Annotated in this window: 19 protein-coding genes; 16 read left to right on the top strand and 3 right to left on the bottom strand. The window is 67.9% G+C overall.

What is annotated here, in order from left to right:
- Positions 1–2 precede the first annotated feature (2 nt).
- Both N5I32_RS08395 and N5I32_RS08390 read right to left on the bottom strand, forming a co-directional pair.
- Positions 3–941, bottom strand: a complete 939-nt coding sequence (locus N5I32_RS08395) for an alpha-E domain-containing protein (protein ID WP_261494947.1) — start codon at positions 939–941, stop codon at positions 3–5.
- Between the two features lie 5 nt (positions 942–946).
- Positions 947–2,368 (bottom strand): circularly permuted type 2 ATP-grasp protein, encoded by a 1,422-nt coding sequence (locus N5I32_RS08390; RefSeq protein WP_261494946.1) that lies wholly within the window; start codon positions 2,366–2,368, stop codon positions 947–949.
- Positions 2,369–2,644: 276 nt separating this feature from the next.
- On the opposite strand from N5I32_RS08390, the gene N5I32_RS08385 reads away from it, so the two are divergent.
- The 8 genes from N5I32_RS08385 (at position 2,645) to N5I32_RS08350 (ending at position 11,289) form a co-directional block, all read left to right on the top strand.
- A complete protein-coding gene (locus N5I32_RS08385; protein WP_261494945.1) occupies positions 2,645–3,673 on the top strand; it encodes a LacI family DNA-binding transcriptional regulator in 1,029 nt (342 codons plus the stop codon).
- Between the two features lie 374 nt (positions 3,674–4,047).
- Positions 4,048–5,373, top strand: coding sequence for an ABC transporter substrate-binding protein (locus tag N5I32_RS08380; protein ID WP_261494944.1), 1,326 nt, complete (start codon positions 4,048–4,050; stop codon positions 5,371–5,373).
- A gap of 64 nt (positions 5,374–5,437) precedes the next feature.
- The gene (locus N5I32_RS08375; protein ID WP_261494943.1) at positions 5,438–6,385 is read left to right on the top strand and encodes a carbohydrate ABC transporter permease; all 948 of its coding nucleotides are present in this window, start codon (positions 5,438–5,440) and stop codon (positions 6,383–6,385) included.
- The gene (locus N5I32_RS08370) at positions 6,382–7,320 is read left to right on the top strand and encodes a carbohydrate ABC transporter permease (protein WP_261494942.1); all 939 of its coding nucleotides are present in this window, start codon (positions 6,382–6,384) and stop codon (positions 7,318–7,320) included. The genes N5I32_RS08375 and N5I32_RS08370 overlap by 4 nt, the downstream gene beginning before the upstream one ends.
- Positions 7,321–7,368: 48 nt before the next feature.
- Positions 7,369–7,557 carry a hypothetical protein gene (locus N5I32_RS08365; RefSeq protein WP_261494941.1) on the top strand — a complete coding sequence of 63 codons (189 nt, stop codon included), beginning with the start codon at positions 7,369–7,371 and terminating at the stop codon, positions 7,555–7,557.
- Between the two features lie 2 nt (positions 7,558–7,559).
- Complete coding sequence (locus tag N5I32_RS08360) at positions 7,560–8,657, top strand: ABC transporter ATP-binding protein (protein WP_261494940.1); 1,098 nt, start codon at positions 7,560–7,562, stop codon at positions 8,655–8,657.
- Positions 8,650–9,645, top strand: coding sequence for an ABC transporter ATP-binding protein (locus N5I32_RS08355; protein WP_261494939.1), 996 nt, complete (start codon positions 8,650–8,652; stop codon positions 9,643–9,645). Before N5I32_RS08360 ends, N5I32_RS08355 begins: the two co-directional genes overlap by 8 nt.
- Positions 9,646–9,657: 12 nt before the next feature.
- Positions 9,658–11,289 carry a dihydroxyacetone kinase subunit DhaK gene (locus tag N5I32_RS08350; protein WP_261494938.1) on the top strand — a complete coding sequence of 544 codons (1,632 nt, stop codon included), beginning with the start codon at positions 9,658–9,660 and terminating at the stop codon, positions 11,287–11,289.
- Positions 11,290–11,318: 29 nt separating this feature from the next.
- Here the strand turns inward: N5I32_RS08350 and N5I32_RS08345 are convergent, their stop codons facing one another.
- Positions 11,319–12,230, bottom strand: a complete 912-nt coding sequence (locus tag N5I32_RS08345; RefSeq protein WP_261494937.1) for a LysR substrate-binding domain-containing protein — start codon at positions 12,228–12,230, stop codon at positions 11,319–11,321.
- Positions 12,231–12,322: 92 nt separating this feature from the next.
- On the opposite strand from N5I32_RS08345, the gene N5I32_RS08340 reads away from it, so the two are divergent.
- From N5I32_RS08340 to N5I32_RS08305, 8 genes are all read left to right on the top strand, one after another.
- The gene (locus tag N5I32_RS08340) at positions 12,323–13,894 is read left to right on the top strand and encodes a trimethylamine methyltransferase family protein (RefSeq protein ID WP_439648179.1); all 1,572 of its coding nucleotides are present in this window, start codon (positions 12,323–12,325) and stop codon (positions 13,892–13,894) included.
- A 172-nt stretch (positions 13,895–14,066) separates the two neighbouring features.
- On the top strand, positions 14,067–15,389 hold the full coding sequence (locus N5I32_RS08335; protein WP_261494936.1) for an RNA polymerase factor sigma-54: 1,323 nt from the start codon (positions 14,067–14,069) through the stop codon (positions 15,387–15,389).
- 169 nt (positions 15,390–15,558) lie between these two features.
- Positions 15,559–17,100 (top strand): ABC transporter substrate-binding protein, encoded by a 1,542-nt coding sequence (locus N5I32_RS08330; protein ID WP_261494935.1) that lies wholly within the window; start codon positions 15,559–15,561, stop codon positions 17,098–17,100.
- Positions 17,101–17,121: 21 nt separating this feature from the next.
- Positions 17,122–18,129, top strand: coding sequence for an ABC transporter permease (locus tag N5I32_RS08325; protein ID WP_261494934.1), 1,008 nt, complete (start codon positions 17,122–17,124; stop codon positions 18,127–18,129).
- Positions 18,126–19,019, top strand: coding sequence for an ABC transporter permease (locus N5I32_RS08320; protein ID WP_261494933.1), 894 nt, complete (start codon positions 18,126–18,128; stop codon positions 19,017–19,019). Before N5I32_RS08325 ends, N5I32_RS08320 begins: the two co-directional genes overlap by 4 nt.
- Positions 19,016–20,005 carry an ABC transporter ATP-binding protein gene (locus tag N5I32_RS08315; RefSeq protein WP_261494932.1) on the top strand — a complete coding sequence of 330 codons (990 nt, stop codon included), beginning with the start codon at positions 19,016–19,018 and terminating at the stop codon, positions 20,003–20,005. Before N5I32_RS08320 ends, N5I32_RS08315 begins: the two co-directional genes overlap by 4 nt.
- A complete protein-coding gene (locus N5I32_RS08310; RefSeq protein ID WP_261494931.1) occupies positions 20,002–21,006 on the top strand; it encodes an ABC transporter ATP-binding protein in 1,005 nt (334 codons plus the stop codon). The genes N5I32_RS08315 and N5I32_RS08310 overlap by 4 nt, the downstream gene beginning before the upstream one ends.
- The gene (locus N5I32_RS08305) at positions 21,003–22,064 is read left to right on the top strand and encodes a C45 family autoproteolytic acyltransferase/hydrolase (RefSeq protein ID WP_261494930.1); all 1,062 of its coding nucleotides are present in this window, start codon (positions 21,003–21,005) and stop codon (positions 22,062–22,064) included. Before N5I32_RS08310 ends, N5I32_RS08305 begins: the two co-directional genes overlap by 4 nt.
- The last annotated feature ends 18 nt before the right edge of the window (positions 22,065–22,082 follow it).

Below are 22,082 nucleotides of genomic sequence, written 5' to 3'. Positions count from 1 at the left end.
GTCTATTCGGTGAACCTGTAGTCGATCTCGATCTGGCGGCCGAGGTCGCCGAGACGGCGCAGCAGCTTCTGGATGAACTCGTGCAGGCCGGAGTCGAAGATCGTCTCGATGTCGACCTCAAGGCAGGCCCGCAGGTCGTCGATCCTGTCGTGCGACGGCGGCCGGCTGCCGTAACTGGTGACGAGGTAGCCGAGGTTGTCACACATCTTGCCGATGCAGAAGCGCAGGCTGCGCGGCATCCGCCGGTCGAGGATGAGGAACTGCGCGATGTCGCGCGGGGTGGCGTTCGATCCGTATTCCATACGGAAGCCGCCGCGCGCGGAGACCGACAGGAGGATCGTTTCCCACTGCACGTTGTCGATCGAACTGCCCACCGCCGCGACCGAGGGCAGAAGGACGTAATACTTCACGTCGAGGATGCGGGCGGTGTTGTCAGCGCGTTCGAGGAAGGTGCCGAGGCGGAGGAAATCGTAGATGTCGTTGCGCAGCATCGTGCCGTCGGTGGCGCCGCGGACAAGGGCCGCGCGTTCGCGCACCCCGTGCAGCACCTTGGGCAGGTCACGCTCGGCCACCTTGCGCGACAGCAGGTCGCGCGCCCACATCCAGGTGCCGTTCGTCGCCTCCCAGACGTCATGGGTCAGCGCGGTGCGCACCATGCGCGCGTTCTGCCGCGCCGCTTCCAGCGACGAGAGGACGGAGGAGGGGTTGTCCTTGGACCGCAGCATCCAGTCGATCGCCTGATCCTTGGTCAGGCTGCCGTGGCCGGCATCGTAGCTTGACGAGACGCCCGCGGTCTGCAGGACCGACCGCCATTCCCCGTCGCCCGCCCCCGTCCGGGTCAGCGCGATGCGCTGGCCTGTCTCGATCAGCCGCGCGGTGTTCTCCGCCCGTTCGAGGTAGCGGTACATCCAGAAGAGCCCGTTCGCCGTCTTGCCCAGCACCGCGGTCAGTCCTCCAGCACCCAGGTGTCCTTGGTGCCGCCGCCCTGCGACGAGTTCACCACCAGCGAGCCCTTCTTCAGCGCCACCCGCGTCAGCCCGCCCGGCGTGATGTGAATGTTGCCGGGGCTGACCAGCACGAAGGGGCGCAGGTCGACGTGGCGCGGCGCCAGGCCCGCGCGGGTGAAGATCGGCACGGTGGACAAGGACAGCGTCGGCTGCGCGATGTAGTTGCCGGGCCGCGCCTTCAGCTTTTCGCGGAAGGCGGCGATTTCCTTCCGGCTGGCGGTCGGACCGATCAGCATGCCGTAGCCGCCCGACCCGTGAACCTCCTTCACCACCAGGTCGGCGAGGTTGTCGAGCACATAGGCCAGTGCCTCCGGATCCTGGCAGCGCCAGGTCGGCACGTTTTCAAGCAGCGGGCGTTCGCCGGTGTAGAACTCCACGATCTCGGGCATGTAGCTGTAGATGGCCTTGTCGTCGGCGATCCCGGTGCCCGGCGCGTTGGCGATGGTGATGCCGCCCGCGCGGTAGACGTCCATGATGCCGGGAACGCCGAGCGTGCTTTCCGGGTTGAAGTTGAGCGGGTCGAGAAAGGCGTCGTCCACCCGCCGGTAGAGGACGTCGATCGGCTTGTAGCCCTCGGTCGTGCGCATCGCCACGCGGCCGTCGACCACGCGCAGGTCGTGCCCCTCGACCAGTTCCACGCCCATCTCGTCGGCGAGGAAGGCGTGTTCGAAATAGGCCGAATTGTAGATCCCCGGCGTCAGCACGGCGACTGTGGGCGTGCCGTTGGCCTGCGGCGCGCAAGCCGCCAGCGACCGGCGCAGGTTCGCCGGATAGGTCTGCACGGGCTGCACCCGGTTGCGGGCGAAAAGCTCGGGGAACATCTGCAGCATGGTTTCCCGGTTCTCGAGCATGTAGCTGACGCCCGAGGGGGTGCGGGCGTTGTCCTCGAGCACGTGGAACTGGTCGTCGCCGGTCCTGACGAGGTCGATGCCGACGATATGGGTGTAGACCCCGCCCGGCGGCGTGACCCCGATCATCTGCGGCAGGAACGCCTCGTTCCGCGCGATCATCTCGACCGGGATGCGCCCGGCGCGGATGATCTCCTGCCGGTGGTAGATGTCGTGCAGGAAGGCGTTGATCGCGCGCACCCGCTGCTCGATCCCGCGGCTGAGGCGCTGCCATTCGCGCGCGGAGATCACGCGCGGCACGATGTCGAAGGGGATCAGCCGTTCTTCCGCCTCGGCCCGGCCGTAGACGTTGAAGGTGATGCCGGTCAGGCGGAAGAGGTCCTCCGCCTCGCGGCTCTTGGCGCGCAGCCGGGCGGGGGTTTCGCTGTCCAGCCAGTCCCGGACGCCCGCGTAAGACGACCGCAGCTGGCCGTCGCTGCCCCACATCTCGTCGAAGACACTACCGTTTCCCATGGCTGCATCCTAGCGGCGCCCTGACGAAAAGGGCCATGGCTCAATGCGGCAGACGGGCAGGGGCGCCCGAAATCGTTGCAATATCGCCCGCCGCTTCGCGGGAATGCACAATTTTTCGGCAGAACCGGCGCGCGCCGCCCGGTCGGGGTGCCGTCTGCATGCGGGTCCGGCGCGGTGGCGCGTGCCGCGGCGGGCCCCGGCCTGCGTCCGGACCTGCCGCTGCAATGATTGACGTACATCAGCCTTCTGCCTTAGCCTGCCTGGACGGAGGACATGATGTCGAAGCCCACGGTGCACGATATCGCAAGGCAGGCGGGGGTCAGCCTGGCGACCGTGGACCGGGTGCTGAACGCCCGCCCCGGGGTGCGGGAAAAGACCATCGAGCGGGTGAACGAGGCCGTTCGCAGCCTTGGCTACGTGCGCGACACCTATGCCGCCAATCTTGCCCGCAAGACGCAGTACCGCTTCGCCTTCGTCCTGCCCGAGGGCGACAGCCAGTTCGTCGGCACGCTGAAGGCCGCGCTGCACGAGGCGATGGCCGCGCAGCTGGCAGACCGGGTCATCGTCCGCATCGTCCCGGTGCAGGCGCAGGACCCGCACTCGGTCGTGCGCGCGCTGAACTCGCTGTCCGCGGACCATTTCGACGGTGTCGCGATCATGGCGCCGGAGACGCCGCAGGTCCGCGACGCGGTGGCGCGGTTGAAGCAGGCGGGGCTTTCGGTGGTGGCGCTGGTGGCCGACCTGCCCACCTCGGGGCGGGATCACTTCGTCGGCATCAACAGCCTTTCGGCGGGCCGCACGGCGGGCGTCCTGATGGGGCGTTTCGTCGGCGCCAGACCGGGCAAGATATTGATTGTAACCAATTCCATGCTGGCGCGCGACAGTATCGAACGGCGTCTGGGTTTCGATGCCGTCATGGCGGAAAGCTTTCCGCAACTCACCATCCTTCCCTCGATCGAAAGCCGCGACGACCCGGCGCGGATGGAGATGGTGGTGGCCCGCGCCGCGGCGGCGCATCCCGATCTGGTCGGCGTCTATTCCATGGGGCCCGGCAACCGGCCGCTGCTTCAGGCGCTGCGCGCCTCGGGTCGCCTGAAGGGACTGGTCGTCATCGCGCATGAACTGACCCCGGTCACCCACCGGGCACTTCTGGAGGACGAGGTCGATGCGGTCATCACCCAGAACGTCGGCCACCTTGTCCGCAGCGCACTGCGCGTCCTGCGCGCCAAGTGCGACGGCGTGCCCATCTTCGAGGCGCAGGAACGCATCCGCATCGACATCGTCCTGAAGGAAAACCTGCCCTGAGCGTCAGCGGCGCGGCGGGGCAGGGCGCCGGCCGGTCGACGCGGGAGGTTTGCCGCGAATCATCCCTTTGTCGCGTGATCGTGGCCGGGCTGCGATCCGTCCCGCGCAAGCCCGATCGCGACCGGAGGGCGGGCCGGCTGTAACATCCTGCCGAGGGAGGGGCGGGTCTGGCCTGGTTCAGGGCGCCCTGAATTGTCTTTCAATATCAGACATATGAATTCACGTCCTGTGCGTCGCGACGGGGGATTCTCAAAATGAGGTACGCACCTCAAAAATCCCTTTACGGAAGGCACGCACCTCATTTACCGTCTTGCCATGACCGGAAGTCGCCGCTGTCCGTGCGCCGACCGGCCTCACAACGGGAGGAACAGGGAATGAAGACCAAGGGACTCTTGGCGGTCACCGGCATGGCGGCCGTGGCGGGCTTCGCGGCGACGGGGGCTCAGGCCGAGGATCTGACACTTTGCTGGGCCGCGTGGGACCCGGCCAACGCGCTCGTCGAGCTCAGCAAGGATTTCGAGGCCCAGTCCGGCCACACGATGCACTTCGAATTCGTGCCCTGGCCCAACTTCGCCGACCGGATGCTGAACGAGCTGAACTCCGGCGGGCAGCTCTGCGACCTGATGATAGGGGACAGCCAGTGGATCGGCGGCTCGGCCGAGAACGGCCATTACATCAAGCTCAACGACTTCTTCGATGCCAACGGCATCAAGATGGACGATTTCATCGATGCCACCGTGACCGGCTACTCGGAATGGCCGAAGAACACCCCGAACTACTGGGCGCTGCCGGCCTTCGGCGACGTGGTCGGCTGGACCTACCGCAAGGACTGGTTCGAGCGGCCGGAGCTGATGGAGGAGTTCAAGGGCAAGTACGGCTACGACCTCGCCGCGCCGAAGACCTTCGCGGAACTCAAGGACATCGCCGAATTCTTCCAGAACCGCGACATCGACGGCAAGACCGTCTACGGCGCCTCGATCTACACCGAGCGGGGGTCCGAAGGCATCACCATGGGCGCGATGGACGTGCTCTATTCCTTCGGCTTCAAGTACGAGAACCCGGACAAGCCCTACGATATGGAAGGCTTCGTGAACTCGCCCGGCGCGGTTGCCGGCCTCGAATACTACAAGGCGCTTTACGATTGCTGCGTGCCGCCGGGGTCGTCCAACGGCTACATGAGCGAGGGGATCGACGCCTTCAAGTCGGGGCAGGTGGCGATGCAGATGAACTTCGCGTTCACCTGGCCCGGCTTTGAAAGCGATGCCAACGTGGGCGGCGGCAAGACCGGCTACTTCGCCAACCCGGCCGGCCCGGACGGCGAACAGTTCGCCCAGCTGGGCGGGCAGGGGATCTCGGTCGTGTCCTACTCGACCAAGCAGGATGCCGCGCTCGAATACATCAAGTGGTTCGCCCAGCCGGACGTGCAGGCGAAATGGTGGCAGATGGGCGGCTTCTCCTGCCTGAAGGCGGTGACGCTCGCCCCCGACTTCCCGGCCAGCCAGCCCTATGCGCAGACCTTCCTCGATTCCATGGCCATCGTGAAGGACTTCTGGGCCGAGCCGTCCTATGCGACGCTCCTCCAGGACACGCAGAAGCGCTTCCACGACTATGTGGTCGCGGGGCAGGGCACCGCGCAGGAGGCGCTGGACGGTCTTGTCCAGGACTGGACCGAAACCTTCGAGGACGACGGCAAGCTGTAAAGCGCCTATCCTCGCCGTCGGGGCCGCCCGCGTGGCCCCGACGACCCCGGCCAGAGAGATCATCATGTCCCACACCCCGATCGAGCGTGTTGCCGCCTCCACGCCGCCGGCCATCGCATCCCGCGTCAGGGGGTTGTCGGACCGGACCCTGGCCTGGATCTTCGTGGCGCCGACCATCTTCCTGCTGCTCGCCGTCAACATCTTCCCGCTTGTCTGGACGATCCGGCTGAGCCTGACCAACTACCGCGCCAACCGCGCGGGGGCGGAACTCGAATGGGTGGGCCTGCGCAACTACACCCGCATCCTGACCGACCCGGACATCTGGCAGACGATGCAGGCGACCGCGCATTTCCTGATCTGGACCATCCTGCTCCAGGTGCTGATCGGCTTCACGCTGGCCTGGCTCATCAACCGCAAGTTCCGCGGCAACGACCTCTGGACCACGATCATCGTGCTGCCGATGATGCTTTCGCCCGCCGTGGTCGGCAATTTCTGGACCTTCCTCTACCAGCCGCAGATCGGGCTTTTCAACTACGCGGTCTCGTTCGTGACGGGTATCGACCCGTCGTCCTTCTCGATGATCGGTTCGGTCGAACTGGCGCCCTGGGCCATCGTCATCGTCGACACCTGGATGTGGACGCCCTTCGTGATGCTGATCTGCCTGGCCGGGCTGCGTTCGATCCCCGACTACATCTACGAAGCCGCCGCCATCGACCGCGCCTCGCCCTGGCGGCAGTTCTGGACCATCACGCTGCCGATGGTGCTGCCCTTCCTGATGCTGGCGGTGCTGTTCCGCGGGATCGAGAACTTCAAGATGTTCGACCTCGTGGTGCAGCTGACCGGCGGTGGGCCTGGGTCCACGACCGAGCTGACCTCGATCAACCTCAAGCGCGAGGCGTTCGAGAAGTGGCGCACGGGCTATGCCTCGGCCTATGCGATCATCCTTTTCGTGACCGTCTTCGGCCTCGCCTCGATCTACGTCAAGGCGCTGAACAAGGTGAAGGAAAGATGAGCGGCTATTCCATCACCGAACCCACGCCCCGGCAGAAATGGATCGCCGGAACGCTGGTCGTCCTTTACGCGCTGATCACCATCCTGCCGCTTCTGTGGATCATCGCGACCGGGTTCAAGTCGCCCGCCGACGCCATCGCCTATCCGCCGAAGGTGGTGTTCGATCCGACGCTCGAAGGCTATGTGAACCTCTTCACCACCCGTTCGCGCGCCACGCCCGAGGCGCTGGAGGCGATGGGGCCGCCCGAAACCTGGTACGACGGGATCGTCCGGCAGTATGGCATGGTCATCTCCGGCCCCTCGCGTTATGGCGAGCGGTTCCTGAACTCGGTCGTCATCGGCTTTGGCTCGACCTTCCTGTCGGTGTTCCTCGGCACGCTCGCGGCCTATGCGTTCTCGCGGTTCAAGGTGCCGTTGAAGGACGACCTCCTGTTCTTCATCCTGTCCACGCGGATGATGCCGCCGATCGCGGTCGCGATCCCGATCTTCCTGATGTTCCGCACGCTCGGGCTTTCGGACACGCATCTGGGCATGATCCTGCTCTACACTGCGGTGAACATCTCGCTCGCCGTCTGGTTGCTCAAGGGCTTCATCGACGAGATCCCGCGCGAATACGAGGAAGCGGCGCTGATCGACGGCTACACCCGCTTTCAGGCGTTCTACAAGGTGGTGCTGCCGCAGGCCGCGACCGGCATCGCCTCGACCGCGATCTTCTGCCTGATCTTCGCCTGGAACGAATACGCCTTCGCCGTGCTCCTGACCTCGGGACAGGCGCAGACCGCGCCGCCCTTCATCCCGACCATCATCGGGGTGGGCAAGGACTGGCCCGCCGTGGCCGCCGGGGCGACGCTGTTCCTGCTGCCGGTGATGGTCTTCACCATCCTCCTCAGGAAGCATCTCCTGCGCGGGATCACCTTCGGGGCGGTGCGCAAATGAGCGGGCGGCCGGAACGGATGGCGCGCGCCGAACGAAAGGAATGCCGCCATGGCTAGCTTTGTCGCCGCACTCCTGCGCCTGCGCCGCGGCCCGTGGGAGATGGTCGCCTCGATCCTCATCGCGCTTGGCGTGGTGATGCTGATGCAGCCCTTCGCGCTCTGGGCCTACACCTGGTCCTTCCTAGTCACGCTGGCCGGAACGGTGATGTTCGTCATCGTCAGCCATTTCCCGGAATAGCCATGGCCGAGATCGTCATCAGGAACCTCTGCAAGCAGTTCGGCGCCTTCACCGCCGTCCGCTCGTCCTCGTTCAAGATCGAGGACGGGGAGTTCTTCATGCTCCTCGGCCCCTCGGGGTGCGGCAAGACGACGACGCTCCGGATGATCGCCGGGCTGGAATTGCCGACCAGCGGAGAGATCTGGATCGACGGCGAGGAGGTGGGCCAGAAACCGGCATCGGAACGCGACATCGCCTTCGTGTTCCAGATGTTCGCGCTTTACCCGCACATGAACGTGCGCCGGAACATTTCCTACCCGCTGGTCAGCCAGGGGATGCCGCGCAGCCAGGTCCGCGCGAGGGTGGGGGAGATTGCCCGCATCCTCGGGATCGAGGGCATCCTCGACCGGCCGGTGGGCGGGCTCTCGGGTGGCGACCGTCAGCGCGTGGCACTTGGCCGGGCCATCGTCCGCAACCCCAAGGCCTTCATGATGGACGAGCCCCTCGGCGCGCTCGACGCGGAGTTCCGCGAACACATGAGCCAGGAACTGCGCGCGCTGCACGACCGCATGGGGGCGACCACCGTCTATGTCACCCACGACCAGCTCGAGGCGATGCAGATGGGCGACAAGATCGTGGTCATGAACCACGGTGTGGTGGAACAGTTCGGGACGCCGCGCGACATCTACGACAAGCCCGCCACGATGTTCGTCGCGGATTTCATCGGCTCCCCGGCAATGAATTTCCTGCATTTCCACGGTGCGGTCCGCCCCGGCGCCGACCGGGTTTCGGTCCATCACCAGGCGCTGCCCATCCCCGCCGCGCGGGAGGCGTTCGAGGGCGACATCGTTTATGGTGTCCGCCCCGAGTTCATCCGGCTGTCCGACAGCGCGGGCTACAGGGGCAGGGTGCGCGCGGCCGAATACCTTGGCACCACGCAGATCGTGACCATCGAGACCCCGAACGGAGAGGCCAAGGCGCGCATCCCGTCTGACCAGCCGGCGCGTCCGGGCGACATGGTCGGGCTGGCGTTCGAGGGGGCGACCGTGACGCTCTTCGATGCGCAGTCGGGGCGCGCGCTCAGGTCAGAGCTGAACGAGGGGGTGCTGGCCCATGGCTGATGTCACGCTGCGCGACGTGTCGAAATCCTTCGGCAAGACCCAGGCGGTCTCGGACCTGTCCCTGGCGATCCCGAACGGGGCCTTCGTGGTCCTTCTCGGCCCCACCGGGGCGGGCAAGACCACGACTCTCCGTCTGATCTCGGGGCTTGAGGCGCCCGACCGGGGCGAGGTGCTGATCGACGGCCGCTCGGTCCTGCGAGAGACGCCCGCGCAGCGCAATGTCACCATGGTCTTCCAGCAATATTCACTCTATCCGCACCTCAGCGTGCGCGACAACCTCGCCTTTCCGCTCCGCTCGCCGATCCTGCGCACGCCGGAGGACGCGATCGCCCGCAAGGTCGGCGCGGTGGCGGAGGTGCTGCGCATTTCCCACAAGCTCGACAACAAGGCGACGCAGCTTTCGGGCGGCGAGATGCAGCGCGTCTCGATCGGGCGGGCGCTGGTGCGCGATCCGGCAATCCATCTGATGGACGAACCGCTGTCCTCGCTCGACGCGCGGCTCAGGGCGGAACTCCGGATCGAGCTGAAGCGGATCCAGGAGGATCTTGGCGCCACGCTTCTCTACGTGACCCACGACCAGATCGAGGCGATGACGATGGCGACCCATGTCGGCGTACTTGACCAGGGCCGGCTGGTCCAGTTCGCGCCCCCCCGCGAGATATACGAGGACCCCGTCAGCCTTTACGTCGCGACCCGCCTCGGGCTGCCGCGCATCAATACCCTGCCGGCGGACCTCTTCCCCGGCGCGCCGTCGGGCGCGCGCTTCATCGGGCTTCGCCCCGAACACATCCTGCAAGGCACGGGCCAGCCGTCCGAAGTGATCCGGATGGAGCATCTCGGCGATCAGACGCGCCTGCATCTCAGGCTTGCCGGGCATGAGATCGTGACCTTGACCGACGCCCACAGCGGTCTCGAATCCGGCGACCGCATCCTGATCGCTCCGCGCGATCCGCTCTATTTCGACGCCGCCGGCCGGCGCGTCGCCTGAGGAGGACAGGCCATGAAGCAGTTCATCAACACCAAGGAAAACCTTGTCACCGAGGCGATCGACGGCACTCTCAGGACCGGCGGCGGGCGGCTGGCGCGGCTTGACGGGTATCCGCATATCAAGGTCGTGGTCCGGACCGACTGGGACAAGTCCAGGGTCGCGCTCGTCTCTGGTGGCGGCTCGGGGCATGAGCCGTCGCACGCGGGCTTCGTCGGGCAGGGGATGCTGACGGCGGCGGTCTGCGGCGACGTCTTCGCCTCGCCCTCGGTCGACGCGGTGCTGGCGGGCATCCTTGCGGTGACGGGCAAGGCGGGCTGCCTGCTGATCGTCAAGAACTACACCGGCGACCGGCTGAACTTCGGCCTGGCCGCCGAGCGGGCGCGGGCCTTCGGGCGCCGGGTCAACATGGTGATCGTGGACGACGACGTGGCCCTTCCCGACCTGCCGCAGGCGCGCGGCGTGGCGGGGACGCTGTTCGTGCACAAGATCGCCGGCGCGCTGGCGGACCGGGGCGCCTCGCTCGAGGCGGTCACCGAGGCGGCGGAACGCGTGATCTCGGGTGTCGTCTCGATCGGCATGTCGCTAGACACCTGCACGGTGCCGGGCTCGCCCAAGGTGGACCGGATCGGGCCGGGCAAGGCCGAGCTTGGCCTTGGCATCCACGGCGAGGCGGGGATCGAGCAGGTCGATTTCGTCAATGCGCGCAACGCGATGGCGATGGTGGTGGACCGGCTGGCCCCGCATGTCGGGCCGGGGCCGCATGTGGCGCTTCTGAACAACCTCGGGGGCGCGACGCCCCTGGAGATGGCGGTGCTGGCGGAGGAACTGGTGCAGTCGCGCATCGGCGATCAGGTCCGCTGGCTGGTCGGGCCTGCGCCCCTGATGACCTCGCTCGACATGCAGGGGTTCTCGGTCTCGCTCCTCCCGGTCACCAAGGCCGACGAGGCCGCGCTGTCGGCGCCGGTGGCGCCTTCGGCCTGGCCCGGATGCCTGCCGGTCGGCCCCGTGGAGGTATTGCCGCTACCGGACGGGCTGACGCCGATCCTGCCGATGCCCTCGCGGAACGACGCGACACGCCGCTTCATCGAGCGCTGCTGCCGCATCCTTATCGAGGCGGAGGCCGACCTGAACGCGCTCGACGCGAAATCCGGCGACGGCGACACCGGCACGACGCTGGCCACGGCGTCGCGTGCGCTCATCGACGCGCTCGACCGGATGCCGCTGGCCGACCTGACCCAGCTTTATCGCGCGGTGGGGCTGGAACTGAGCCAGACCATGGGCGGGTCGTCGGGCGTGCTGCTCGCGATCTTCTTCGCCGCCGCCGGCGATGCCTCGTCCGGCGGAGAGGACGCGTTCGGCGCGCTGCGGTCCGGTCTCGACCGCATACAGGAGGTGGGCGGCGCGCGGCAGGGCGACCGGACCATGATCGACGCGCTGCTGCCCGCGATCGAGGCCCTGCCGCAGGGCCTTGCGGCCGCCGCCGCCGCCGCGCGCAGGGGGGCGGACTTCACCGCCACGATCACCAAGGCGAAGGCGGGGCGGGCCAGCTACATCAGCGCCGCGAAGCTCGAAGGCAACAACGACCCCGGCGCCGAGGCGGTCGCGCGGCTGTTCGAGCGTCTGGTCGCCATCGACACCGCCTGAGGCCGCCGGGCCGGTCCCCGGCGGCGCGATCACGGCGCGTCCCGCTGCTCCAGAAGCCAGTCGCGCACCTCCTGCGCCGCACGCGTCAGTGCCGCCTCGCGCGGCCAGATGACGTGGAAGTTCATGCCGGTGGAGAGCATGTGCCCGGTCAGGCGCACCAAGACGCCCGTGCTCACCAGGTCCTCGACCAGGTGGCGCCAGCCAAGCGCCACCCCCTGACCGGCGATCACCGACTGCACGACCAGCACGTAGTCGTTGATCTGCAGGCCCTTCGGCACGCGCCGCCCCTCGATCCCCGCCGCGGCGAACCAGTCGCGCCACGTCGCGGCCGACCGGAACGGCTCCTCCAGGTGGATCAGGTGGTGCGCCAGAAGGTCGGCCGCATCTTCGGGGGCTTGGCGGTTGGCCAGGTAGCCCGCCCCGCAGACCGGAAAGATTTCCTCGGCCGCCAGCGGTTCGGCGTTGTACTGCGGCCAGTCGTCCGGATCGCCGCCGCGGACGGCAAGGAGGATGCCTTCGCCCACAAGGTCGAGGTCGCGATCCGCCGTCTGGATCCTGAGGTCGATGTGCGGCAACGCCTCTCGGAACTGTGCCATGCGCGGCACCATCCAGAAGGCCGCGAAGGCGGTGGAACAGGACAGCGTCACATGCCCGCCCGTCGCGACCGCGCGCAGGTCCTGCGCCGACCGATGGATGTGCGACAGCCCGATCGAGACGTCGGCATGAAACCGCTCACCCGCCTCGCTCAGCCGCACGCGGCGGTGTTCGCGCAGGAACAGCGCGGCGCCGAGGTGATCCTCAAGCCGGTTGATCGCGTAGGAAACCGCGGCCTGCGTCATCTGCAGTTCGCGCGCGGCGGCGGTGAAGCTCGACAGGCGCCCGGCTGCCTCGAAAACGACAAGGCTGTTGATCGAAGGCAGCAGGCGGCGCAGATTGTCCATAAATCATGCTTATCAAGTTTGTGAGAATTTTCCAGCATTACAGCGCAGAAACGAGAAACTAGCCTGATTTCGGCTTATCGAAAGGCGGGATCATGGCAGACGGCGACACCATGCGGGACGAGGCGCGGCGCCAGCGCGGAGGGCGCCAGCAGCGCCGCGACGCCCGTGCCGGCGTCGAACCGGGCATCCACCGCCCCTACATCGTGCGGAACATCCCGACCTACGACATCCTGTCGGACGAAAGCCTGACCGCCATCGAGGCGACGGCGGACCGCATCCTCGCCGAGATCGGCATCGAGCTGCGCGACGACGCCGAGGCGATGCGCCTTTACCGGCAGGCCGGGGCCGAGGTGACCGCACAATCCGCCGATGTCTGGCGGATCCGGTTCGAGCCCGGCATGCTGCGCGAGATCCTGAAGATCGCCCCGGCCGAGTTCACCCAGCACGCCCGCAATCCCGCCAACAACGTTCGGATCGGCGGCCGGAACGTGGTCTTCGCCCCCTCCTACGGGTCGCCCTTCGTCATGGACCTCGACCGCGGGCGCCGCTACGGCACGATCGAGGACTTCCGCAACTTCGTGAAGCTTTCCCAGTCATCGCCCTGGCTGCACCATTCCGGCGGCACGGTTTGCGAGCCGACCGACGTGCCGGTGAACAAGCGCCATCTGGACATGGTCTATTCCCACATCCGCTATTCCGACCGCGCCTTCCTCGGCTCGATCACCGCCGCCGAACGGGCGGAGGACAGCGTGGAGATGGCGCGGATCGTCTTCGGGACGGAGTTCACCGACCGCAACTGCGTGGTGATGGGCAACTTCAACACCACCTCGCCGCTGGTCCTCGATGGCGTCACCACTGCGGGCATCCGCGCCTATGCGGCGGCTAATCAGGGCTCGATCCACCTCCCATTCCTCCTTGGTGGGGCGGTTGCGCCGCTGACCACCGCCGGTATGGTGGCGCAGGGTCTGGCGGAAAGCATGGCCTCCTGTGCGCTGACCCAACTTGTCCGCCCCGGCGCGCCCGCGATCCTCGCCTCGTTCTTCTCCTCGATGTCGCTCCGCTCCGGCTCGCCCACCTTCGGCACGCCGGAACCGGCGATCGGATCGCTGGCGATGGGCCAGCTTGCCCGCCGCCTGAACCTGCCGCTGCGTTGCGCGGGGAACTTCAGCACGTCGAAGCTGCCCGACGGGCAGGCGATGCAGCAAAGCATGATGTCGATGATGTCTGCGGTGCAGGGCGGCGCGAACTATGTGCTCCACTCGGCGGGATTCCTCGACGGGCTCCTGTCGATGTCCTACGAGAAGCTGGTGATGGACACCGACATGTGCGGCGCGCTCCATGCCTATCTCGACGGGATGGCGGTGAACGAGGACACGCTGGGCTTCGATGCGCTGGCAGAGCTTGGGCCCGGCCAGCACCTGTTCAGCACCCAGCACACGCTGCGGCACTACGAAACCGCCTATTGGGACAGCGCGCTGGACGACAACCAGCCGTGGGAAACCTGGGACGAACAGGGCGGTATCGACCATGCCCAGCGCGCCAATGCCCGCTGGAAGAAGCTCCTGCGCGAGTATGTGGCCCCGCCGCTCGACGAGGCCACGGACGAGGCGCTTCTCGACTTCATGGCACGCCGCAAGGCCGCGATGCCGGACATGTGGTACTGATCCCGCGCGGGCGCGGTCAAGGGTTGCCCGCCGGCCGAATGACGATCATGCTGGTGGCAGACGGGCCGTGATCGGGTGACGCCATGATCCGGGCGCCGATGCGGGCGCCATGGGCGGCCCGCGCCATTGCGGCGGCCGCGCACCCCCGTGACGGGGGCAAGGGGAGAGTACCGTGCTTGAACTGGGCCTGGGGCTGAAGCAACGCGGCCAACTGGCCATGACACCGGTGCTGCGGCAAGCGATCGGCTTTCTGTCCCTGTCCAATACAGAGCTTTCGGCCCGTCTCGCGGACCTTCAGGCCGAAGTCGGCCTGCTGGCCCCGGCAACTGGCGCCGAACCTGAAGCCTGGCTTGGGCTGATGCGGCAGGTCGCCCCCCCGCCGGAGCGCAGATCGCGCCCGCCCCTGGTGCCGCAGGCCGGCATCAGCGGCCTGGAGGCGGAGCGCGTGGCCGACGGGGACCCCGGCCTGATTGCCCATGTCGCGGCACAACTGCCGCTTCTGGTGCGCGATCCGGGGGACCGGCAGATCGCCCAGGCGTTCCTGCGCGCGCTGGAGCCGTCCGGCTGGCTGGGTGCCGACCTGTCGGAGATCGCCGCGGAGGCGCGGGTGACGCCGGATCGCGCCGAAAGGGTGCTGCGGCAGTTGCAGGGCGCTGAGCCGACCGGGCTTTTTGCCCGCTCGCTGGCCGAATGCCTTCGGCTTCAGGCCGAGGAGCAGGGGCTGCTGACCCCCGCCTTCGACCGCCTGCTGGACAATCTGCGCCTTCTTGCCACGGGCGACATCGACGCACTGGCCCTGGCCTGCGGCTGCGATGCCGACACGGTTCAGGACATGGCGCGGTCGCTCAGGCGGATGAACCCCAAGCCCGGCGCCGCCTTCAGCCAGGCCCCTGCCGTGGCGCGCGCCCCGGACCTGATCCTGCGCCGCGACGGGGAAGGCTGGCTGGTCGAGCTGAACGCCGGGACAACCCCGCAGCTGAGGCTGGCGGCCGGGCCGGCCCAGTCAGGGGTCGCTCCCGGGGCCCTGCGCGAGGCGAAGGCGCTGGTTCAAGCGCTGGAACGTCGTCACGCGACGGTGCTGGCGATCACCGCCGAAATTGTGTCCCGGCAGGATGCGCACCTGCGCGGGCAGGGCCCGCTGGCGGCGCTGACGATCAACGACCTCGCCACCGCGACGGGGCTGCACCGGAGCACCGTCAGCCGGGTGACGGCGGCGCTGTTCCTCAGGACCCCGCGGCACACGATGTGCCTGCGCGACCTGATGTGCGCGCCGGTCCCGCTGGCACGACAACAGGAAGACCCGCTGTCGCTTCAGGCGGTGCTGGAACGCATGCGCGCCATGGTGGCCGCCGAAGATCCCGCGCGCCCCTTGTCGGACAGCGCGATTGCCGCACGGCTCCTGCCCGAGGGGGCGGCCCTGGCGCGGCGCACGGTCGCGAAGTACCGGACGCTTGCCGGAATCCCGCCGCGCGCGAAGCGCCGTCGCGGGGCGTGAGGGTCAAACACGCCGGCGTGAATATCACGCGAGCCGGCTGCGGACATCGGCCGAACGGGGGTCAGGGGGCATCCCGGGTGTGGCACGCATTGTGCATCCCCATCGGGTGTCCGCCCCAACCGGACCAACGCACCCAGAAAGCGGGGCATGATCACATGGGAGAAATCAGATGAAGGCACTTCCGCGTCTCTTGATGGCCACTGCGCTGGCCGCCACGCCCACCCTCTTTCCCGCCGCCGTCGCCGCCGAGGATCTGATCGTCGGCTTCACCCTTGACGCCGACACGCTCGACCCGGCGAACCATCGCAAGCGCGAGACGGAAACGATCATCCGGAACATGTACGACGGCCTGCTGACGCGGGACGCGAACATGCTGGTGGTGCCCGAGATCGCGGAATCGATGACCCAGGTTTCGGCCACCGAATACGATTTCAAGCTGCGGCCGGGGATCAAGTTCCACGACGGCAGCGAGATGACCGCTGAGGACGTCAAGTTCACCCTTGACCGCGTGGTCCTCGACAACGGCATGGGCGAGGGCGTGACCAGCCCGCGCCAGGGCCTGATGGGCCCCATCGCCTCGGTCGAGGTGACGGCGCCGGATACGGTGCGGATCACGCTGAAGGAGCCCTGGCCGATCCTGCCGGCGATGCTGCCCAACCAGCAGATCGTTTCGAAGGCCTGGGTCGAGGCGATGGGCAACGAGGGCGTGGCCACGGCCGAAAACGGCACCGGCCCCTTCAAGCTGGTGGAATGGCGCAAGGGTGACGCGGTGATCCTGGAGCGGTTCGACGACTACTATGGCGGCGCCGCCGACATCCCGCCGGTGGGCCCTGCCTGCGTCGACCGCGTGGTGTTCAAGATCATTCCCGAAAGCGCCAGCCGCGTCGCCGCTCTGCTGGCGGGCGAGGTGCACATCATCAACGAACTGCCCGCCTTCTCGATCGCGCAGGTCGAGGCGAACGAGGGCACGCAGGTGATGACCGTAAACGGCACCCGCAGCTTCTTCATCGCGATGAACATGGAAGGCGAATACTTCGACGACGTGAAGGTGCGCCAGGCCGCCGCGATGGCGATCGACAAGAACCTGATCATCGACAAGATCCTGGGCGGTAATGCAGCCCCCATCGACGGCATCCTGTCGCCCGCCGCCTTCGGCGCCAGCGAACTGCCCTCGGTCGGCTACAATCCGGAACAAGCCAAGGCGCTTCTGGCCGAGGCGGGCTTTCCCGACGGGATCGACGTGACGATGGACACCGAAGGGGCGTTCAAGGACACCGCCGAGGCGATCGCCTCGATGCTGACGAACGCCGGCATCCGCACCACCGTCGCGGTGGGCGAGGGGGCGCAGCTGTCCGACAAGTGGCGCACCAAGGGCGCGCCGAAGTCGGGCGACATGTACTTCACCAGCTGGGGCAACGGCTCGCTCGATCCGTTCGACATCTTCACGCCCACGCACCGGACCAACGACCGCGGCAACTCGGCCGGCTACGCCAACCCCGCGCTTGACGCGCTTCTCGATGCGGCGGCGGTGGAACTGGACGTGGACAAGCGCCGCGCGATGTATCGTGACGCCGAGATGATGATCAACGCCGATCAGCCCTATGTCTACCTCTGGGTTCCGAAGGACATCTACGGTGTTTCCAGGCGCGTGACCGGCTGGCAGCCCAGCGCCGACAGCCGCATCAACCTGCACGACGCCTGCCTGAACTGACCTGAACCGGGAGGAGCGGGGATGAGCCTCGGAAAGCTGCTGGAGCGCCTGATCCAGCTTGTCCCCGTCCTTCTCGGGGTCAGCCTCATCGTCTTCGTGATGCTGGCGCTGACCCCGGGCGACCCGGTGCAGATCATGGTCGGCGAACAGGCGATCACCCCCGAGCAGGAAGCCGAGTTGCGCCACAACCTGGGCCTTGACCGTCCGATGGTGGAGCGTTTCTTCCTGTTCGTGGCCAACGCGGTGCGCTTCGACTTCGGCCAGAGCTTCTATCACGGCCGCCCGGTGGCCGAGGTGATCGCCGAACGCCTGCCCGCGACGATCGAGCTGAGCCTTGTCGCGCTGATCGTGGCGCTGGCCACGGCGATCCCGCTGGGCGTGCTGGCGGCGATCCGCAAGAACTCCATCTTCGACCGGATGGCGACGGTCGGTTCGCTTCTGGGGGTGTCGTTGCCGGGGTTCTGGTTCGGCATCCTGCTGATCATGCTGTTTGCCGTGCACCTGCAGATCCTGCCGGTCTCGGGCCGGATCGGCTATGCCAGCGAGGTGCCCGCGATCACCGGGTTCCTCTTGATCGACACGCTCCTTGCCGGCGACATAGGCGCCTTCGGCGAGGCGCTGCGCTATCTTGTCCTGCCCGCGATCACGCTTGGCCTGCCGATGACGGCGATCCTGATGCGCGTCACCCGCACCTCCATGCTTGAGGTGATGCGGCAGGACTACATCACCTTCGCCGAGGCCAAGGGCCTGCCGCGCCGCCGCGTCCTTTACCGCCACGCGCTGAAGAACGCGCTGATCCCGACCGTCTCGGTCGCGGCGATCGAGACCGGCAGCCTGCTCGGCGGCAACATGATCGTGGAGACGGTGTTCGGCTGGCCCGGGCTGGGGCGGCTGGTGGTGGAAAGCATCTTCCTGCGCAACTTCCCGCTCGTTCAGGCGGCGGTGCTGCTCTACGCGGTGACCTATGTCCTGCTGAACTTCATCGCCGACATCCTCTACACCGTGCTCAATCCGAGGGTGAAGCTGTGACCGACGCGACCCTTGCCATGCCCGCCCGCGCCGATTCCCTGTTCCGCCGGAACCTGCGCGACTTCCGCCGCAACCGGCTGGCGATGGCCTCGGTCCTCGTTGTGCTGACCTTCGTGGTGATGGCGGTCGCCGCACCCCTGATCGCACCGCAGGACCCCAATGCCACCGACCTGTTCCGGCGCCTGCAACCGCCCGCCTGGGTGCAGGGCGGCGACTGGGCCTTTCCCCTCGGCTGCGACGGGCTGGGCCGCGACATCCTTTCCCGCATCGTCTACGGCGCGCGCATCTCGATCTTCATCGGCGTTGCCGTGATCTTGCTGGCCACCGGCGTCGGCATCCTCGCGGGGCTCGCCGCGGGCTATTTCCGCGGCTGGGTGGACGTGGTGATCGGGCGCGTGGTCGACATCCTGCTGGGCTTTCCCTACCTCATCTTCGCGATCGGCCTGATGGCGATGATGGGGCCGGGGTTGATGAACATCGTCCTGGCGCTCGCCTACAAGGAATGGGTGATCCCCTGCCGCGTCGTGCGAGGCGAGACGCTGGCCGTGCGCGAACTGGAATACGTCGAGGCCGCGCGCGCCCTTGGCGCCGGCCCCCGCCACATCATGTGGCGCGAGATCCTGCCGAACATCCTGTCGCCGGTCATCGTGGTTTCCACCATCCGCATGGCCAACGTCATCATCCTCGAGGCCTCGCTGTCCTTCCTTGGCCTCGGCGTGCAGCCGCCCACCGCAAGCTGGGGCAGCATGGTGTCGGACGGGCGCGCCTTCATCCTCGAGGCGTGGTGGGTCTCGACCTTCCCCGGCCTTGCGATCCTGCTTCTGGTGCTGGCCATCAACGTGGCCAGCCAGGGCCTGCGCGATGCCTTCGACCCGAGGTTCAGCGAATGAGTGTGCTGCTGGAAGTCACCAACCTGCAAACCGAGTTCACCGCCCGCGCGGGTCTGGTCCGTGCCGTGGACGGTGTGAACCTCCGGGTGTCGCGGGGCGAATGCCTGGGCGTCGTGGGCGAAAGCGGTTCCGGCAAGTCGGTGACGTTTTCCAGCGTCATGGGGCTTGTGCGCGCGCCGGGACGTGTCACCCAGGGGTCGATCTTCTTCGACGGCCGCAACCTGCGCGACCTCTCGCCAGAGGAGATGCGCGCGATCCGCGGCCGCGACATCGCGATGACGATGCAGGACGCGCTGACCGCGCTGAACCCGGCGCTGACGGTGGGCGAACAACTAGCCGAAGTGCTTGTGGCGCATGACGAAACCCTGCCCGCCGGGCGCCTTGCGCGGCGCGCCGCTATCCGGGAACGGTCGGTCGAGATGCTGGGTCTTGTCGGCATCCCGTCGCCCGACACGCGGCTCCGGCAGTATCCGCACGAGTTTTCCGGCGGCATGCGGCAGCGCATCATGATCGCCATCGCGCTGGCCTGCCGGCCCAAGCTTCTGATCGCCGACGAACCGACCACCGCGCTCGACGTGACGATCCAGGCGCAGGTGCTGGAACTGATCACCGATATCCGCGCCCGGCTTGGCATGGCGGTCGTCCTCATCACCCATGACCTGGGCGTGGTGGCCGAACATTGCGACCGCGTCATGGTGATGTACGCGGGCCAGGTGGTCGAGGAGGGGCCGACAGGCCAGGTGATCGGCCAGCCCCGCCATCCCTACACGCGCGGCCTTCTGGCCTCGATCCCGCGCCCGGCGCTCCGGGGGCAGCCGCTGACCCCGATCCGCGGGCAGGTGCCCGACCTTGTCGGCCTGCCGCCGCAGTGCCGGTTCCATTCCCGCTGCCCGCTGGCGCGGCCGGAATGCCTGGTCGAGGTGCCGATGCTGGATGCCGGGCCGGGTCGTCGCGCCCGCTGCCTGCGGCTGGAGGAGATGGCATGACCCTGTTGCAGGTGGATGGCCTGACCAAGCAATACGAGGGGCGCCGGTCGCTCGCGCAGCGCCTGACCGGCACGCGGCAAAGCGTCGTGCGGGCGGTCAACGACGTGTCGCTGCGGGTCGAGCGGGGAGAGGTGCTGGGCCTGATCGGGGAATCCGGCTGCGGCAAGACCACGCTCGGCCGCGCCATCCTGCGGCTGCACGAACCCACCGCCGGCCGCGTCGTCTTTGACGGAACCGATGTCACCGCACTTGCCCCGCCGGACCTGAAGGCGATGCGGCGGCGGATGCAGATCATCTTTCAGGACCCCTACGCCAGCCTGAACCCCCGCCGCACCGTGGCCGAGATCGTCGGGCTTCCGCTGGCGCTTCACGGCATCGCCACGGGCGAGGAGGCGCGGGAGATCACCGCCCGCGTGCTGGAGCGGGTGGGCCTGCGCGCGAACCAGCTTGACCGCTACCCCCACCAGTTCTCCGGCGGGCAGCGCCAGCGGATCGGGATCGCCCGCGCGCTGGTCTCCAACCCCGAATTCATCGTCTGCGACGAACCGGTCTCGGCGCTCGACGTCTCGATCCAGGCGCAGATCATCGCGCTCCTGCTGGAGTTGAAGCGCGAACTGGGGCTGACCTACCTGTTCATCAGCCACGACATCTCGGTGATCGGCTATCTCGCCGACCGGGTCGCGGTGATGTATCTGGGCGAGATCGTCGAGACCGGCCCTGTGGCCGAGGTTCTGGACAACCCGCGCCACCCCTACACGCAAAGCCTGCTGTCGGCGGTGCCCGAGGTCGGCCCCCGGCGCGACCGCGCGCGGGTGCGTCTGCAGGGCGACCTGCCGTCGCCCCTGAACCCGCCGAAGGGCTGCAAGTTCCACACCCGCTGCCCGCTGGCCATCCCGCTCTGCCAGACGCGAGCCCCCGAAAACCGGGTGGTCGGGCCGGGCCATGTCGCGGCCTGCTACCGGCTGGACGAGAATCTGAGCCTGCTGGACGCCGCGCGATGATTGAGGTCACCGCCATCGGAACCGCCTATGAGCGCGGGCGCGCGCAGCAGGGCGCGGCCCCGGTGGACACCGTGCGCCGCGCGACGGTGGCGCGTGTTGATGGGGCCCGGGCCGACGGCCTGATCGACGCCGCGGCCGAGGCCTACCTGGCGCAGCAGCGGAGCTTTCACGCCGCGCACGACCCCGAGGGGCTTGAGGAGTTGCGGGGCGTGGCCGATGCCTTCGGCCTGCCCGAGGCCGATCTTTTCGCGCATCTGCACCTCGGCACGCTGCGCGACATGAAGGGCGGCACGGCGCTGATCGAGGGATGCAGCGCGGTGGCCGTGGGGCAGGGCCCCGAGGGCCCGCTGGTGTTCAAGAACCGCGATTTCTCGGGCCTGCACCTCGGCATCCAATGCGTGCTGCGCCACGCGGGGCCGGACATCGCGACGGGGCAGGTGCTGAGCCTTGGCAGCCTGGGCAGCCTGTCGGCCTGGTCCTCGGGGATCAATGCCGCGGGGCTGGCGGTCGCCGACACGCAGGTCGCGGTCAACCGCCACCGCGTCGGCTGGCTGCGCTACTTCCTGCTGCCGCGCCTTCTGGCGCGGGCGCGGACGGTCGGCGAGGCGCTGGCGATGATCCGCAGCCTGCCCCATGCGGGCGGCGGCACGCTGGTGCTGGCTGACCGCTCCGGCGCGACCGCCTCGGTCGAGCTTTCGGCGCGCGGTCCGATGATTGCCGAGGGCGGCCTGCAATGGCGCACCAACCACTACACCGCCGCCGCCTGCCGGGACGAGACGCTGGGTGCCGACGGCGACCGGATCGCTGGAAACTCTCACAGCCGGTTCGATCACCTCGCCCGCGTCCTGCCCGGCCGTGACTGGACCCGCGCCGATGCGAAGCGCCTGATGTCCACCCACCCCGGCCCCGACGGCGCGCCGATCTGCCAGCACGGCGCGGGCGACGACGGCGCCGAGACCATTTCCTCGGTCGTGTATTCGTGTAGGCTGGGCGAAATGGAGATCAGCGAAGGCACGCCCTGCCTTGGCCGGTGGCAGGCGATGGCGCCCTGCCGCTGACGGGCCGGGCGCTGGCAG

It is taken from the genome of Albidovulum sediminis (assembly GCF_025380365.1).
Classification (GTDB): Bacteria; Pseudomonadota; Alphaproteobacteria; order Rhodobacterales; family Rhodobacteraceae; genus Albidovulum; species Albidovulum sediminis.
This window is presented reverse-complemented; position numbering and strand designations above follow the sequence as displayed.

Bases quoted from the DNA above. Each gene is read 5' to 3' on its own strand.
- N5I32_RS08390 (WP_261494946.1), bottom strand. From the start codon at position 2,368: ATGGGAAACGGTAGTGTCTTCGACGAGATGTGGGGCAGCGACGGCCAG.
- N5I32_RS08385 (WP_261494945.1), top strand. From the start codon at position 2,645: ATGTCGAAGCCCACGGTGCACGATATCGCAAGGCAGGCGGGGGTCAGC.
- N5I32_RS08380 (WP_261494944.1), top strand. From the start codon at position 4,048: ATGAAGACCAAGGGACTCTTGGCGGTCACCGGCATGGCGGCCGTGGCG.
- N5I32_RS08375 (WP_261494943.1), top strand. From the start codon at position 5,438: ATGTCCCACACCCCGATCGAGCGTGTTGCCGCCTCCACGCCGCCGGCC.
- N5I32_RS08370 (WP_261494942.1), top strand. From the start codon at position 6,382: ATGAGCGGCTATTCCATCACCGAACCCACGCCCCGGCAGAAATGGATC.
- N5I32_RS08365 (WP_261494941.1), top strand. From the start codon at position 7,369: ATGGCTAGCTTTGTCGCCGCACTCCTGCGCCTGCGCCGCGGCCCGTGG.
- N5I32_RS08360 (WP_261494940.1), top strand. From the start codon at position 7,560: ATGGCCGAGATCGTCATCAGGAACCTCTGCAAGCAGTTCGGCGCCTTC.
- N5I32_RS08355 (WP_261494939.1), top strand. From the start codon at position 8,650: ATGGCTGATGTCACGCTGCGCGACGTGTCGAAATCCTTCGGCAAGACC.
- N5I32_RS08350 (WP_261494938.1), top strand. From the start codon at position 9,658: ATGAAGCAGTTCATCAACACCAAGGAAAACCTTGTCACCGAGGCGATC.
- N5I32_RS08345 (WP_261494937.1), bottom strand. From the start codon at position 12,230: ATGGACAATCTGCGCCGCCTGCTGCCTTCGATCAACAGCCTTGTCGTT.
- N5I32_RS08340 (WP_439648179.1), top strand. From the start codon at position 12,323: ATGGCAGACGGCGACACCATGCGGGACGAGGCGCGGCGCCAGCGCGGA.
- N5I32_RS08330 (WP_261494935.1), top strand. From the start codon at position 15,559: ATGAAGGCACTTCCGCGTCTCTTGATGGCCACTGCGCTGGCCGCCACG.
- N5I32_RS08325 (WP_261494934.1), top strand. From the start codon at position 17,122: ATGAGCCTCGGAAAGCTGCTGGAGCGCCTGATCCAGCTTGTCCCCGTC.
- N5I32_RS08315 (WP_261494932.1), top strand. From the start codon at position 19,016: ATGAGTGTGCTGCTGGAAGTCACCAACCTGCAAACCGAGTTCACCGCC.
- N5I32_RS08310 (WP_261494931.1), top strand. From the start codon at position 20,002: ATGACCCTGTTGCAGGTGGATGGCCTGACCAAGCAATACGAGGGGCGC.
- N5I32_RS08305 (WP_261494930.1), top strand. From the start codon at position 21,003: ATGATTGAGGTCACCGCCATCGGAACCGCCTATGAGCGCGGGCGCGCG.